Here is a 15,198-nt window from a genome sequence, read left to right as displayed (position 1 = left end):
TGCGTTGGGCGCCTCGAAGGTTGCACGTCACGACCGCAGTACATCGAATGCGGTGTGGAGCCCGATGGCAGTGGGTGACGCACGGTGTGGCGCGCCGTCGATCGGCATCTCCCGCGCAGCGCTGTTGCACGGTGCCGTGCGGCCTTGCGTCTCAGCGCGGCGACCTGGCCGCCGACACGGCGGCCAACAACGCCTCACACGCGCATCCGGCACAATGCGCCACGCATGCACGCCACTTCCGCGCCCGATTTCCGTCTTTATCCATCCAATGCGCTGGATACCCTGGCCGCCTTGCTCGCGCAGGAGTTGCGCCGGCCGATGCCGGGGCAGCCGTTGCTGCAGCCGGAGGTGGTGCTGATTCCGCAGGTGGCGATGCGGCGCTGGTTGCAGTCCACGCTTGCGGCCGAGCACGGTGTTGCGGCGAATCTGGAATTTCTCACGCCCGGCGAATTCGTCGCGCGCGCGCTGGAGCGCAACCTCGGCGCGGCCGACGACGACCTGGACATGGCCACCACGCAGTGGCGGTTGTATGCGGCCCTGCAGTCGGACCTGGGCAGCGACGCGGCCCTGGCCCCGCTGGCCGGATACCTGTCCGATGGCGATGCGCTCAAGCCATGGGCGCTGGCCGGCGAGCTGGCCAGCGTGTTCGAGAAATACCAGGCATGGCGCCGCGACTGGTTGCTGCGCTGGGAAGCAGGCGCCGACCCGGACGACCCGCAGGCACGGTTGTGGCGCAGCATCGCCACCGGCCGGCAATACCGCGCCCGGCGCATCGGCCAGTATCTGGATCGCCATGCGCGTGCCCACGGCCCGTTGCCGCAAGGCCTGCCGCCGCGCGTGTTCGCGTTCGCCATCTTGAACATCTCGCCGGACGTCCTGCGCGTGCTGGCCACGCAGGCGCGCGTGGGCACGCTGCACTTCTATCTGCCCACGCCGACGCAAGGCTACTGGGGCGACCTGCAGACCTTGTGGCAACGCCGGCGCGAAGACGGCGCCGTGCAACTGTTCGCCGAGCAGGTACAGGAAAACCCGTTGCTGCAGGCCTGGGGCGCAGCCGGGCGCGATTTCATGGCGTTGGTGGGCGATTACGAAGTGGTGCACCCGCTGGCCGAAATCGCCGCCTACGCCGACCCGCTCGATTCCGGCCGCCGCACGCTGGCCGATGGCGGGTTGGGCGACAGCCTGTTGCGGCGCATGCAGAGCGATCTGTTCCATCGCCGCGCGCCTGCGGCGCACGCGGTATTGCCGGCGGTGAATCTGCACGACCCCAGCCTGCAGGTGCATGCCTGCCACACGCGGCTGCGCGAGTTGCAGGTGTTGCACGACCAACTGCGTGCGCTGCTCGACGATGCACGCTTCGACCCGCCCCTGCAGCCGCGCGAGATCGCGGTGCTGTCGCCCAATATCGACCCGTACGTGCCGTATCTGGATGCGGTGTTCGGCAGCCATGGCAACGACGACGCGCTGCCCTATGCGCTGGCCGATGCCAGCCCGTTGGCGAGCGAGCCGCTGGCCGAGGTGTTCCTCACCTTGCTCGGTTTGCCGATCGCGCGTTTCGGGCTGCATGAAATCCTCGACCTGCTGGCCAGCGCGCCGATCGCCGAAGCGGCCGGGTTGGACGAAGCCGGGCTGGAACGCCTGCGCAGCTGGCTGCACGCGGCCGGCGCGCGTTGGGGCCTGGACGCAGCGCACCGGCGGCAGCACCAGGCACCGGGCGACGATGCCTACACCTGGCGTTTCGCGCTGGACCGGCTGCTGCTCGGCCATGCCAGCGGCGCCGACGAGGACATCGATGGGGTGGCGCCGTGGCCGCAGCTGGAAGGCAGCGCGCTGGCCGCACTGGACACCTTGTTGCGGTTGTTGCGCGTGCTCGAACGGCATCAAGCCGCGCTGGCCGAGGCGATGACCCCGGTCGAGTGGCGCGAGCGGCTGCTGGGCCTGCTCGAGGCATTGATTCCGACCACGCCGACTGCGCCGCGCGCGCAACGCGCGCTGGATCGCTTGCGCGCGTTGATCGACCAATTCGCCCGCGACGCGATACGCGCCGAGTACGCCGGCAAGGTGCCTGCCGAGGTAGTGCGTGCGCATTTTGCGGCGGTGCTGGGCGAATCGGATACGCGCGCGCCGCTGCTTACCGGCGGCATCAGTTTCGGGCGCATGGTGCCGATGCGCTTGCTGCCGTTCCGCGTGATCTGCCTGCTCGGCATGAACGATGGCGACTTCCCGCGGCGCGACCCGGCCGCCGGGCTCAATCGCCTCACCGCGGAACTGGGCACCGAGCGTCGCCGGCACGGCGACCGCTCCACGCGCGAGGACGACCGCTTTTTGTTCCTGCAGTTGTTCGCTTCCGCGCAGGACGTGTTTTATCTGAGCTATCTCGGCGCCGATGCGCGCGATGGCAGCGTGCGCGAGCCGTCGGTGCTGGTCAGCGAATTACTGGCAAGCGCTGCGCAGTACCACGCCGCCAGCAACGCGCTCGACACGCTAGTGGTGCGACACCCGTTGCAACCCTTCGCCGCTGCCGCGTTCGGCGCGCTGGGCGACGACGGTGCCGACCCGCGCCGTTTCAGTTATCGCCGGCAGTGGCGGCCGGCGGTGGACAGCCTGGTCGGCCAGCGGCAACCGCTGGCGCCGTGGGTGGCCGGTGCATTGCCGGCCGAAGGGATCGCCTTGCCGGCCAGCATGTCCATCGACGCGCTGCGCCGCCTGTTGACCGACCCGGCCGGGCAGTTCCTGCGTCATCGATTGGGCATGCGCCTGCCCGATCCGGCCGGAGAGGACGCCGATCTGGAACCGTTGCTCGCCCCCACGCGCGGGTTGGATCAATACGGGTTGCAGCAGCAGATATTCGACGCTGCATTGGCTGGCGACACCGAGCACCTGTACGCGCGTCTGCGTGCCCGCGCGCTGCTGCCGTCCGGCCCGCTGGGGCGGCGCCAGCTCGACGAGCGCGTGGCGCAATTGCGCCCGTATGCCGATGCGTTCCGGCAGTGGCGTGGCGAATCCCCGGCCCAGTCGCGCCGCCTGCAGGTGCAGATTGACGAGATCGAATTGCACGGTCGTGTGCCGGGCTGGTACGCAAGCGGCGTGGGGCGCGTGCAGGTCGGCGCGCTCAGCGGCCGCAGCGCCATTCGCCACGGCCTGGAATGGCTGCTGCTGCGCGCCGCCGGTGAGCACGCGCCGTACGTGCGTTTCTTCGAACACGACGACGGCCTGGGCCCGCATCCCATCGACGCGCAGCCGCTGTCGCAGACACAGGCGCGCACCGCGTTGGCCGAGCTGCTGCAGCTGTATCGCCAGGGCTTGCAGATGCCGCTGGCGTTCGCGCCGTACAGCAGCTGGAAATATCACCAGGCCGCGCGCGGCGGCGACCTGGACAAGGCCATCAAGGAGGCGGCCGGGCAGTGGCAATCGGGCTTCGGCTGGAGCGAATCGCACAGCCCGGAGCTGCGCCTGGTCACCCGCGGCCGCGACCCGTTTGCCGACGCGCAACGCTTCGCCGAGTTCGCCGCCACCAGCCATCGGGTGTATGCATTGCTCGAACAGGGAAACACCGGCGCGCCGCTCGAGACCGAGCGCGTGATCGACAGCTGGCGACACTGGCACGGCGCGCAGGAGGATGGCGAATGAGCGTCAGCCCCGTCACCGACCCGTACCTGCAGTTGCCGCTGCACGGCGTGCGCCTGATCGAGGCCAGCGCCGGCACCGGCAAGACCTTTACGCTGGCCACGTTGTTCACCCGGCTGGTGGTCGAGCGCGGCTTGCGCATCGGCCAGATCCTTGCGGTGACCTTCACCGAAGCGGCCACGCAGGAGCTGCGCCGCCGCATTCGCGAACGCCTGGTGCTGGCCGCAAGCCTGGTTCCCGAGGCGCCATCGCCTCTCGCAGGAGCGGCTTCGGCCGCGACCGAGTCGTCCGCAATCCAGTCGCCCGACGCCCCATCGGCTTCTGCAGGAGCGGACCTGGGCGCGACCGACCTCGCCGATGCCCCGTCGCAGCCAGGGCCGCTCCTCCATGAAGCGCCCGACGTGTTACTCACCCGTGCCATCCTCGCCACCCATCTGGGCGGCGGCAGCGAAACGCCCGTCGCCTTGCGTCGCCGCCTGCAGCAGGCGGTGGAAGAAATCGATCTGGCCGCGGTGTTCACCATCCACGGCTTTTGCGCGCGCGTGCTGCGCGAACACGCACTGGAAAGCGGCCAGGCGTTCGCCGCGCCGGAACTGCTCGCCAACGATCGCCAATTGCTTGGCGAAGTGGCGGCCGATCTGTGGCGGCAGCGCGCCGCCGATGCGGTGATGGCCGAAGATCTCATCGCCCTGTGGTCGGGCGGCCCCGAGGCCTTGGCCAGCGATCTGCGCGCGCTGGTGCGGCACCCGACGCTGTTGCCGGCAGTCGCCACAACCACCGACGATGCACCTGCCTTGCTGCAGGCCGCGCACGCGGCAGCCAACGCACTGGCCGCCGCATTCCAAACGCACGGCACCGCATTCTTCGACGCCATCATGGCGGCCATCGAGGGCGGCATCCTGAGCAAGGTCAGCTACAAACCCGAGTGGCTGGCATCGCTGTGGCACTGGTTCGAAACCTTCGCCGCTGCGCCTGCGCTCAACACCGCGCCGCATGCCAAGTTGCTCAAGTTGACCGCGGCGGAACTGGCTGCCGGCACCAACAAGAAGTTCGTCGATCGCACGCCGTCTTCGCCGATGAGCCATCAGATCGATGGCTATCTCACTGCGCTGGCGCGCGTGGAAGAATGGCGCAGCCGTCGCCGTATCGCATTGCTGCACGCGCTGCGCGACGATGCCATCGCACGGCTGGCGCTGCTCAAGCGGCAACGCCGCGTGCAGACCTACGACGACCTGGTCGATGGGGTGGCGCACGCATTGCAGGGCGCGCAGGCCGACGCCTTGGTCAAACGCCTGCGCACGCAATACGCCATCGCGCTGGTGGACGAATTCCAGGACACCGACGACCGCCAGTGGTCGATCTTTTCCAACGTGTTCGGCGAAGGCCGGCTCGCACGAGCAGCAGGGCTGGAACCGGCGCTGTTTCTGATCGGCGACCCCAAGCAGGCCATCTACGGCTTCCGTGGCGGCGATGTGCGCACCTATCTGGCCGCGGCCGTCACCGCCGAACTGGCGCCGCCGCTGAGCCACAACTTCCGCTCGCGCCCCGGCGTGCTGGCAGCCATCGACGCGCTGTACGCACAGGCCGGCTACGCCGATGCCTTCCTCACCGACGGCATCGCCTTCCACCCGGTGCGGGCCGGGACCAAGCGCGTGGATGAAGACCTGCAACGCAATGGCGTCACTGCGCCGGCACTGACGCTGTGGCGCGCGCCGGAACCGCCGCCGCCTGCGAAAGGTAAGCCCAAGCCCTGGAGCGCCGGCCGCGCACGCGAGCTGGCCACCGCCGCCTGCGTTGCAGCGATCCGCGGCTGGTTGGCCGGCGGCCGCGACGGCACGGCCACGGTGTGCGGCCGCCCGGTGCAGGCCGGCGATATCGCCGTGCTGGTGCGCAGCCACGGCGAGGCCACGCGCATCCAGCAGGCGCTCGGCGCGGTGGGCATTCCGGCGGTGGCCGCCGGCAAGCAAAGTCTGTTCGCCACCGAACAGGCGCTGGAAGTGCTCGCCTTGCTGCAGGCCTTGCTCGATCCGGGCGACGACAGCCGCCTGCGCGCCGCCTTGGCCACGGTGTTGATCGGCGAAGACGCCATCGCCATCGCCGCACTTGAACGCGACGGCGAGCGTCACCGCCACTGGCAGCAACAGGCGCTGGACTGGCGCGAACGCTGGCAGCGCGGCGGCCCGCTCGCCCTGATCGGCGAACTCGGCGCCACCCACGGGCAACGCCTGCTTGCCCTGGTTGATGGCGAACGCCGCCTCACCAACTATCTGCAACTGGCCGAACTGCTGCAGGAAGCCGACGCGCGCGCACTCGGACCGCATGGCCTGGTCGACTGGCTGTCGCGGCGCATCGCCAATGCCGACGACAACGACGAAGCCCAGCAGTTGCGGCTGGAATCGGACGCGCGCCGCGTGCAGATCGTCACCCTGCACAAGAGCAAGGGCCTGGAATATCCGCTGGTGTTCCTGCCGTATATCGGCATCGGCCGCAGCGACAAGGGCGCCGGCCGTCATTGCGTGGTGCATGCGCCGGACGTGGGCCGCCAGTTGCACTGGAAGACAGAGCGCGACGACCCGAGCTGGAGCGCCGCCGAAGCCGCCTGGAAACAGGAACAACGTGCCGAAGACGCGCGCCTGCTGTATGTCGGCCTGACCCGCGCCGAGCACGCGCTGTGGATCGCCAGCGGCCCGTTCCATCAGCACGAACGCACCGCGTTGTCGGCCATGCTGCGTGCGCTCGATGCGCTGCAGGGCGCGGCAGGCGAGGGCACCGTGGTGGTGGACACCAGCACGCCGCCGGCCCACCTGCCGCGGCTGCCGGCCCCGATCGAGGCGCAGGTGCCGCCCGCGCGCAGCGCGCAACGGCACATCGCCCCGGAATGGTGGGTGTATAGCTTCACCCAACTGGCCAACGCCGATGCCGGCGCGGCCACCGACCCGATGGCCAGCGCCACCGTCGTCGGCAGCGGCGGCAGCGATGAACCGTCCGGCAGCGAGGCGGTTGCCGTGGCCGTTGCCAGCGACGCCGAACCGTTCGATCCGCGCTTTGCCGGCAACCGCTTCGGCGTGGTGATGCACGATGTGTTCGAACGTTGCGACTTCGCCGCCTGGCAGGCCTGGCGGCCCAGTCAACCCGCGCCCGAGGGCCAGGCCGCACCCATCCTCCAGGCCCTGCAACGCGGCGGCTACGCCCAGGACGACCTCGACGACGGCCTGCGCATGCTCACCGCGCTGATCGGCCACACGCTCACCGTGGCCTTGCCCGAAGGCACCCGCCTGGCCGACGTGCCCGAACCGCAGCGCCGCAACGAAATGGAATTCCATTTCGCCATGCGGCCCACCCGCGTCGATGCGTTGCTGGCCCTGCTGCATCGGTTCGGCGTGGTCGGCGACCGCCAGGCCTTCGGCGCGCGCCAGCGCCTGGAAGGCCTGATGACCGGCCTGATCGACCTCACCTACAGCGTGGACGGGCGCTGGTATGTGCTGGACTACAAATCCAACCGCCTGCCCAGCTACGACGCCGACGCCCTGGCGCGGGCCATGGCGCACAGCGAGTACGAACTGCAGGCGCTGATCTACACCGTGGCGCTGCACCGCTGGTTGCGCTTTCGCCTGGGCGAGGCCTACGACTACGCCCGCGACTTCGGCGGCGTGCGCTATCTGTTCTGTCGCGGCCTGGATGCCGGGCGCCCTGCGGAGGCTGCCGGGTCGGAAGCCGTTGCCGAAACCCCTGGCCATTCCATCGCGGGCCAGCGCATGTCCGCAACCGCGCGCGATTCCACGGGCGACAGACCCGATTCCGCTCCGAACGCCGGCGCCACCACCACCGGCGATGCGCGCGCGCCGCTTGGCGATCCGGCACCGGGCATCCACGCCTGGCGCTTCGAACCGGCGCTGGTGCTGGCCGTGGACGCCTTGTTCGCCGGCAAGCCCGCAGATGCGCTGTCCAATGATGCGCCAGCGCAAGGGTCCCGCAACGGCCTCGAGCCCTTCTCCCCCCGGGAGAGGGGTTGGGGCGAGGGTACGTCCGCACCAGGGACCCCCACACCATGAAGCAGCGCACCACGCCACTCGCATGGCCGACCCGCACCGCGTCCAAGCCTCTCCGTGATCGCGCCGAGCAGGCACCACCCGCGAGCCACGGGCGCCAATGCCGCTGCGCGCCCGCAAAGCAAGCCAGCGCCACGCACGCCAGCACAGGTGCGCGGAGCATGACGGGGCGCGAGCGCGCGTGCGCCAAGGGAATGCCGACGCCATGACCCATCCAAACCTGCTCGCTGCCCTCAACCAGAGCGGCGCCCTGCGCACCCTGGATCTGGCCTTCGCGCAAAGCCTGCAACGCCTGGAGCCGGACACCGACCCACGGGTGCTGGCCGGCGCCGCGCTCGCCTCGCTGGCGGTCACCAGCGGCCACGCCGGCCTGGACCCCGCCCGCGCCGCCATGTTGCTGGACGCGCGCGATGGCCCGGCGCCCACCTTCCCGGACCCCGCCGACTGGCAACGCAGCCTGGCTGCCTCGCGCTGGGTCGACCAACCGCAGCCCGACGCCCCGGCCGCCGCCGATTGCCCGCTCGTCCTCGAACGCGGCCTGCTCTACCTGCGCCGCTACCGCGAGTACGAACGCCGCCTGGCCCTGGGCCTGCAACGCATCGCCGCGCAACCGCTGCCGCCGGTCGACGCCGCCACGCTGGCGCCGCTGTTCGCGCAGTTGTTCCCGAACGCGATCCCAACCCCTCGTACCGCGGAGCCAACCCCGCTCCCCCCGGGAGAGGGTGCCCGACGGGCGGGTGAGGGTACGGGCCTGCCCGCGCCAATCCACTACCAAGAGGGAACAACCCCCCCCACGCCATCCCACCCCCCGGACCGCCAGGCCCAGGCCGCCGCACTCGCGCTACGCCGCGCGTTACTGCTGGTCACCGGCGGCCCGGGCACCGGCAAGACCACCACCATCGCCCGCCTGCTGTTGCTGCGCATCGCCCAGGCACGGGCATCCAGCACGCCGGCCCCACGCATCGCCCTGGCCGCGCCCACCGGCCGCGCCGCCGAGCGCATGGCCGAAAGCCTGCGCGCCGCCATCGCGCGTGCCATCGCCGACGGCATCCAGCTCCCGGCCGCCGGCTCGCTCCCCGCACCATCGGGAAGCGCCGGCCTCATCACGTCCACGCATCCGACCAACGCCGCCGCGCCCGCGTCCACCGGCGCCGGATTGGAACTGCAGACGCATGCCGCCTCAGAGCAGGGCGGGCCGCCCAGCTGGGAAGCGCTGCTGCCCAGCGGCGCCAGTACCCTGCATCGTCTGCTCGGCGTCATCCCGGATTCCCCGCACTTCCACCACAACGCCGACAACCCGCTGCCGTTCGACCTGATCGTCGTCGACGAAGCCTCCATGGTCGACCTGCCGCTGATGTGCAAACTGGTCGACGCCGTCGCCGATGGCACCCAGCTGATCCTGCTTGGCGATGCCGACCAGCTGCCTTCGGTGGAAGCCGGCGACGTGCTGGCCGCCATCCTGCAGGCCGCCGGCCCGGGCGATGCCCTGCAGCCCGAAGACGCCCAGGCACTGCAATCGCTGCTCGGCAGCGCGCCCGTCGAGCGTCCGCCTGCGGTCACCTCCGCCACCCGCAGCGGCGGCCTGGACGGCCACCGCGTGCACCTGCTGCGCGGCTATCGCCAGGCGCAGGATTTCGCACTGGCGCCACTGGCCGACGCCATCCGCGCCGGCGATGCCGACACCGCCCTGGCCCTGCTGCGCAGCGGCGAACTGCCCGGCGTGCACTTCCACGAAGACGGCGAAGATCCGCTGGCACTCGGCCGCGACGCGCTGCTCGCGCACTGGCGCGCGCTGGCCAACGCCCAGGACCCCGCCGCCGCCCTGCGCGATGCCGGCCGCCTGCGCCTGCTCACCGCGGTGCGTGCCGGCCCGCAAGGCGCACGCTGCCTCAACGCCCGCATCGAACAACTGCTCGCCGACACCGGCTCCGGCGCCCGCCGTCTGGGCGGCGCCTCGCCCTGGTTCCAGGGCCGCCTGCTGCTGATCACCGAAAACAGCTATCGCCACGGCCTGTTCAATGGCGATGTCGGTATCTGCCTGCGCAGCGACGCGGGCCCTTCCCCCGGGCAGGGCGACGCAAGTGCCGTGACCGCGCGCGGCCACGCGGCACCGTCGTCAAGGCCGGGCCACGCTGGCGACAGCGCACGCCATGACGCCCCCGCCACCGACCGCCCTGCCCAAGGCCCCTTGGTCGCCTGGTTCGAAGGCGACGGCGACGGCCAGGTGCGCGGCTTCCATCCCGCCGCCCTGCCCGCGCACGAAAGCGCCTTCGCCATGACCGTGCACAAGGCCCAGGGCAGCGAATTCGACGAGGTCTGGCTGCAACTGCCCACCCGCGACGCCCGCGTACTCAGCCGCGAACTGCTCTACACCGGCATCACCCGCGCCCGCCGCGCCCTGCACCTGGCCGGCAGCGAAGCGGTCATGCGCGCCGCGCTGGCACGCCACGCCGCACGGATCTCGGGCTTGGCGTGGCGGTTGGGTGCAAAAGACGACAAGCCACCGCCGGTTCCAGCACCCACGCCAGCGCCGCTTCCACAACCGCCGCCTAGTGCGCCTGTGCAAGGTGCGCTGTTCTGATCAATCCAGTCGGTGCCGGCGCTGTCCCGCAATGGCCGACTGCACATTGGTCACATGATCAGGCGCTTTACCGACAAGGAAGCCGAAAAGATCTGGGCTGGGTGAGCGTTCCCGCCGGTTGCCTGCCGACATCCAATTGGTCGCGCGCCGCACGTTGCGCATGCTCAATGCCGCCGCGCATCTCGACAATCTGCGGATTCCGCCCGCCAACCGGCTGGAAGCGTCGAAGGGCGAGCGGCCCGGCCAGTACCGCATCCGGATCAACGATCAATGGCGCATCTGCTTCCGATGGATGGAAGCCGATGTGGTCCAGGTCGAAATCGTCGATTACCACTGAGCACGAGGCATCTGTCGATGACGGTCCTACCCAATATCCACCCTGGCGAAATTCTGCTTGAGGAGTTTCTCGAGCCTCTGGGCATCAGTCAGAACGCACTGGCACGCGCCACCGGCGTCCCGCCGCGCCGTATCAACGAAATCGTGCTGGGCAAGCGCGGCATCACTGCCGACACTGCCGTGCGTCTGGCCGCCGCGTTGGGAACCTCCGAGCGCGTCTGGCTTGGCCTGCAGGCCGACGACGAACTGGAGCAGGCGCATCGCGCGCTGGGCGACTTGCCGGCGCGGATCAAGCGGCTGGCGGCATGATCCGGGCGGCTTCCAGCACATGCTGCTAAGTCGGCATAGCGCATGCGCTGCTCGCCAACACCGGCGTCGGGTTGGGCTGATGCGGCGGCGTGCCGGCCGGTGACGCTTCGTCGTCGCACACAGGAATTCACCACGCCGCCCTGGCGCTGCGCTGGAGGTGGGTAACGTTGCGAGCCTGGCCGTCCGCTGGATCGCGCCGCACGCCATTGCCGCGGCCCACGGTGGCACGCGTGAGCGCGAACAGGCGACAGTTTCGTGCAGCCTTGCGCATGCATGAGCGAGAGCACCGATTCTGTCGTGTTGCCGACGGGGGCTGCCAGCACCGCCGTTCACTGCCAGAGGTCCTCCCATGCAGCCCACCGCAATCCGTTCCACCGTCGGCTTGCCCGGCGCAGACATGACGGCTGACCTACGCGATCCTCCACCCGTCGCCGTGGCGGCACATTCCGCCGCAGACGCGGCCGCGCCGCCGCCGGGCGCCTTGCAGACCATCGTTGGCCGTCCTCCTCGCCCGGACGGACCACGGCACCGCCGCACGCAGAGCTTGCCCGCGCGATTGACGCCCGCCCAACGCAGCATGCTGGCCGAGCTCGGTGTGGCCGACACGTCCGTGCTGACGCCCACCGAGGCGGCCGTGCTGCGGGAGTTGCGTCTGCACCGGCCGCCGTTGCCGCTCGACACGCTGCTGTTCACCGACCCGAACAAGGACCCCGACGATGTCGTGACCTACACCATCGCCAAGCAGCTGCAGGCCGAAGGCTTTTTGCGTCTGACCGACGTCGTCGTCACCCTGGGCGATGCCGACATGCGATCGCAACGCGCGCAGCTGGCCAAAGGTGTCTTCGATCGCCTGGCATTGCCGGAGGTTCGCGTCGCGCGCGGTCAGGACTATCCCATGACGTCCACGCAGGCCCGGGAGCATTCCAAGTTCCTCGCCGAGGGAGCCGCGCTGCGTGCGGCGCCGGACGCGGTGCACACCGATGGCGTCCGCGCGATGCGCGAGCGTCTGGCGACCTCGCCCCACAAGCTCGGCATGGTGGTCATCGCCGGAATGACCGACGCCAGCGCCTTGCTTGCGGAGGCGGGCGATCTGGTGCGGGAAAAGCTCGCCTCCATCACCATCATGGGGGGCATCGACCCGGCCAGGGACGCCGATGGTCTCGTGCAACCGGACACGCGCGCCTACAACAACGCCACCGACATCCACGCCGCCCGTGCGCTCTACCGCCGCGCGCAGCAACTCGGCATTCCGCTGCGCATCCTGACCAAGGAAGCTGCCTACAGGGCCGCCGTACCGCCGGCGTTCTACGAAGGCATCGCACGCAATGGCCACCCCGTGGGCGAGTATCTGCGCGATGTGCAGAAAAACGCCTTGAAAGGCCTGTGGGAAGGCATCCAGGCCAACCTGATCCCCGGCCTGGATACGGCGTGGTTCTTCCGTACGTTCGTCGCAGCACAACCGCAGGATCCAGCGGCAGCGGATCAGCAAGGCGCCCTGAGCTTCGACGCCATCTGGCCGCAGGTGACCAAGCTCAATCTCTACGATCCGCTGACCCTGCTGGCAGCGCTGCCCGGCGCCGCGCGCCTGCTGTTCCGCCCAACCCCCATGCACCGCGAGGGAGCCAGCCCGGTGGAGCACGTGGGCCACGCCGAGGTTGTGCGTCCGGAAAAAGCCAGGCTGTTGCTGTCGGCGCTGGCCAAGGCCGCGCTCGCCCAGCAGGACGAGGGGCAACGCGGGCGCTGAGCGCTCCGCAGCTTTCGCGGAGTGGCGCCGTCGGGCGTCATCCGCGAAGCGCGAGGTTGGGCTTCCCCTCCAGTTCGTCCGCCTGCCAACAGGCCGGGCGGCTTACTTGCCCCTCTTTTCCTGCTTGGCCGCGCGCTTTTCTTTCAGCGTCTTGGTCGGCTCTTTCTTCTGGTTCTTCTTCTGGTCCATCCCCTTGCTCATGACACCCTCGTGGTTGCTGGATTGAACGGTCGGGCAGCGCCGGACCCGGCGTGCCAGCGCACTGTAAGGCTTGTGCGCCATGGAAGGGCAGAGGGTCTGGCGCAGGGGAAGACGCGACAACCGGTGGCGGCAGCCGGCGCCCATCGCCTCAGCGTGGCGCAAGCAGCTTGGCCAAGGTGTCGGGCCGCCCGGCCAGCCGCTCCAGCCGTGGGTAGCGCAGTGGTCCGGTGTACTGGATCTGCACGTCTGCACGCTGCTCGTCCTGTGCGATGCCCAACACGATGGGGCGGCGAATGGAGTCGCGCACCGCATCGCGCAACGCGTCCTGCTCGAACGGCGATCCATTGACGGTCAACACGCGCGTGCCCGGCCGCAGTCCGGCCGCGAAGGCGGGGCCGTTCCAGACCACCGTGCGCACCATGCCGTCGGCGCGTACCGTCAATCCGATCGAGTAGGTGAGATCGGCAACGCCAGCTTCCGCTTCGCTGGCACGCAACGCGGCCGTCGGCGTGTCGGTGTAGACCAGCGCCCAACCGTGTTGGGCCAGGCCGCGCGTGGTGTCCAGTTCGTCGTGGGCATCGATCCACCCGCGCAGGAAACCCGCCCAGTTCGCTGGCGCCACCGCATGCAACGTGGCGCAGATGTCCTCGAACGTATAGGTTCGCGTGGGCGCGTCCGGCGTGGCGCCGGCGAAGAAGCGCTGCGCGAAATCGTCGATGCTGCGCCTGCCCCTGCTGCGCGTGCGCAGTTCGGCATCCACGGCCAGCCACAGCATCACGCCTTCGGAGTAGTAATCGCGTCGGCGCTGCCAGTCGCGCCACGCCACCGGCTGGCGCAACATGAAAGCCGGGTAGTGCACGTCGTCGGATAAGGAGCGCCATGCCCGCCCGGGCCGCGTTGCGATCTCCGCCGCTTCCAGCGCCAGGCGGTCGCGCACCTCATCGGGCGTGAACTGGCCGGCCCGTGTCGCCAGCACGCGGCCCCAGAACTCGGTCTGTCCCTCGTACATCCACAACAGGCTTCCTGATACCGGCACGTTCGGCGTCGGTGCCCATAAATCGGCAGGCGTCCGGTAAAAGCCGTTCCAGGCATGCACGATTTCGTGCGCAATCAGGTCGCGCGAGAGGATCTGGCCCGGCCAGTCCTGGAAATGCGACGAGGCCAAACCGTTCTCGCTGGACGCACGATGCTCGGTGCCGCCAGCCGACCCCTCGTCGCTCAGCCGCGCCAGGATGGCGTAGCGTGCAAACGGTGGCGGACCGAACACCACGCCCAGCTGCGCAAGCAGCGAACGTAGTTCGGCCACACGTGCGGGCGGCACCTGCAGGTCGGCGGGCCGCTGCGCCACGATATCCAGCGACACCGCCCCGCTCAGCGGCAGCTGCGCGGCGTATCGGCCGGCGAGCACCGGCGCATCCAGCAGCGTTTCCAGCGATGTCGTCTTGAAGGCGTAGTGCGTGCCGCGCACGCGCTCCACGTCCAAGGCACTGAACGGTCGCAGCCCGTCGGGCAGCGTCAACATGGCGGCCACAGGAATGTTCCGCGCATACCAACCGGCCGGATACAGCACCAACCGCTGCCAGGGCACAGACACGATGTCGCGTGTCAGCAACTCGCCGCCGGCCACCATCTGGAACCGCACATCGAGCTGCTGCACGCCGGCCGGCACCTGCACGTGGAAGGCATGCGGCTCATAGGCATCGCGCCGCCATGCCAGGCGGCGGCCCGCTGCACTGACCTCCAGGCCGGCAAGATCGGTCACCGTCAGGCTCGGCCCATGGCTGGCGGCCTCCCAACGTGGATACAGCAGCGTTATTGCGCCGCTCGCGTCTACCGGTATCTGCTGGCGTACAGCGAAGATGCGGCGCGCTACGTCGGTGGCATCCACGTCCACGCGCATCACCCCGGCAAAGGCGTGGTCTACCGGCGGCGCAACCGTCGGCGTCGGGGCAACGTACGTCGGGCCGTGACTGGATTGCGCGAACCCTTGGCCTGCCAACAGTGCGAGCACCACCGCCAAGACCGACGCACGCGCAAAGCGAAAAGGGGGAATGTGTCTTGAATGGATGCGCATTGCACGGCCTCGAACAAGGCCGTGATCCTATACGCCTGCAACAGCATGTAGCCATCTCGAAAACAGCGCGCTGCTCCAGCTCGCTTCGGCGCATGCATCCGCATCGACGGACGCACACACGTGCCCAGATGCCGAACGCCCGCGTGCGATCGTCAAGGGCTGCACGCGGGCGCCGGTGACAGCCGTGGCCTTAGAGCGGCTAACAAAACGTAGGCAGCAGCCGTCAGGCGGGCGCGGACGGCGCGCTCAGAACCGCAGTGTATGCGTGGTACATGCC

7 protein-coding genes, 1 other RNA gene and 2 pseudogenes are annotated in these 15,198 nt (G+C 69.7%); 7 read left to right on the top strand and 3 right to left on the bottom strand.

Annotated features, from left to right (window positions below; translation table 11 throughout):
* Nucleotides 1–225 precede the first annotated feature (225 nt).
* The 7 genes and pseudogenes from recC to xopQ all read left to right on the top strand — a co-directional run bounded on the left by recC (nucleotide 226) and on the right by xopQ (nucleotide 12,646).
* Nucleotides 226–3,630 (top strand): exodeoxyribonuclease V subunit gamma, encoded by a 3,405-nt coding sequence (gene recC, locus ACCQ16_RS20760; protein WP_372380156.1) that lies wholly within the window; start codon nucleotides 226–228, stop codon nucleotides 3,628–3,630.
* Complete coding sequence (gene recB / locus ACCQ16_RS20755) at nucleotides 3,627–7,679, top strand: exodeoxyribonuclease V subunit beta (protein ID WP_372380155.1); 4,053 nt, start codon at nucleotides 3,627–3,629, stop codon at nucleotides 7,677–7,679. Before recC ends, recB begins: the two co-directional genes overlap by 4 nt.
* Before the next feature lie 202 nt (nucleotides 7,680–7,881).
* Nucleotides 7,882–9,739: pseudogene (locus ACCQ16_RS20750) on the top strand (AAA family ATPase); the annotation flags it as partial.
* A 212-nt stretch (nucleotides 9,740–9,951) separates the two neighbouring features.
* Complete coding sequence (locus tag ACCQ16_RS20745) at nucleotides 9,952–10,257, top strand: ATP-binding domain-containing protein (protein WP_372163425.1); 306 nt, start codon at nucleotides 9,952–9,954, stop codon at nucleotides 10,255–10,257.
* A 54-nt stretch (nucleotides 10,258–10,311) separates the two neighbouring features.
* Nucleotides 10,312–10,594 (top strand): annotated as a pseudogene (locus tag ACCQ16_RS20740) (type II toxin-antitoxin system RelE/ParE family toxin).
* Between the two features lie 17 nt (nucleotides 10,595–10,611).
* Nucleotides 10,612–10,902 carry a HigA family addiction module antitoxin gene (locus ACCQ16_RS20735; RefSeq protein ID WP_008571772.1) on the top strand — a complete coding sequence of 97 codons (291 nt, stop codon included), beginning with the start codon at nucleotides 10,612–10,614 and terminating at the stop codon, nucleotides 10,900–10,902.
* A 349-nt stretch (nucleotides 10,903–11,251) separates the two neighbouring features.
* Nucleotides 11,252–12,646 carry a type III secretion system effector XopQ gene (xopQ, locus tag ACCQ16_RS20730; protein ID WP_372380154.1) on the top strand — a complete coding sequence of 465 codons (1,395 nt, stop codon included), beginning with the start codon at nucleotides 11,252–11,254 and terminating at the stop codon, nucleotides 12,644–12,646.
* Between the two features lie 102 nt (nucleotides 12,647–12,748).
* Here xopQ and ACCQ16_RS20725 read toward each other — a convergent pair whose 3' ends face one another.
* The 3 genes from ACCQ16_RS20725 to ACCQ16_RS20715 form a co-directional block, all read right to left on the bottom strand.
* Complete coding sequence (locus ACCQ16_RS20725; RefSeq protein WP_003482327.1) at nucleotides 12,749–12,928, bottom strand: hypothetical protein; 180 nt, start codon at nucleotides 12,926–12,928, stop codon at nucleotides 12,749–12,751.
* A 67-nt stretch (nucleotides 12,929–12,995) separates the two neighbouring features.
* On the bottom strand, nucleotides 12,996–14,921 hold the full coding sequence (locus tag ACCQ16_RS20720) for a M61 family metallopeptidase (RefSeq protein WP_372380153.1): 1,926 nt from the start codon (nucleotides 14,919–14,921) through the stop codon (nucleotides 12,996–12,998).
* 197 nt (nucleotides 14,922–15,118) lie between these two features.
* A non-coding RNA gene (locus ACCQ16_RS20715) (sX9 sRNA) lies at nucleotides 15,119–15,195 on the bottom strand.
* Nucleotides 15,196–15,198: the final 3 nt, after the last annotated feature.

Source organism: Xanthomonas sp. NCPPB 1062 (genome assembly GCF_041481705.2).
In the GTDB taxonomy this organism is placed as follows: domain Bacteria; phylum Pseudomonadota; class Gammaproteobacteria; order Xanthomonadales; family Xanthomonadaceae; genus Xanthomonas; species Xanthomonas euvesicatoria.
The sequence above is the reverse complement of the archived record's forward strand: the minus strand, read 5'-3'. Positions and strand labels throughout refer to the sequence as shown.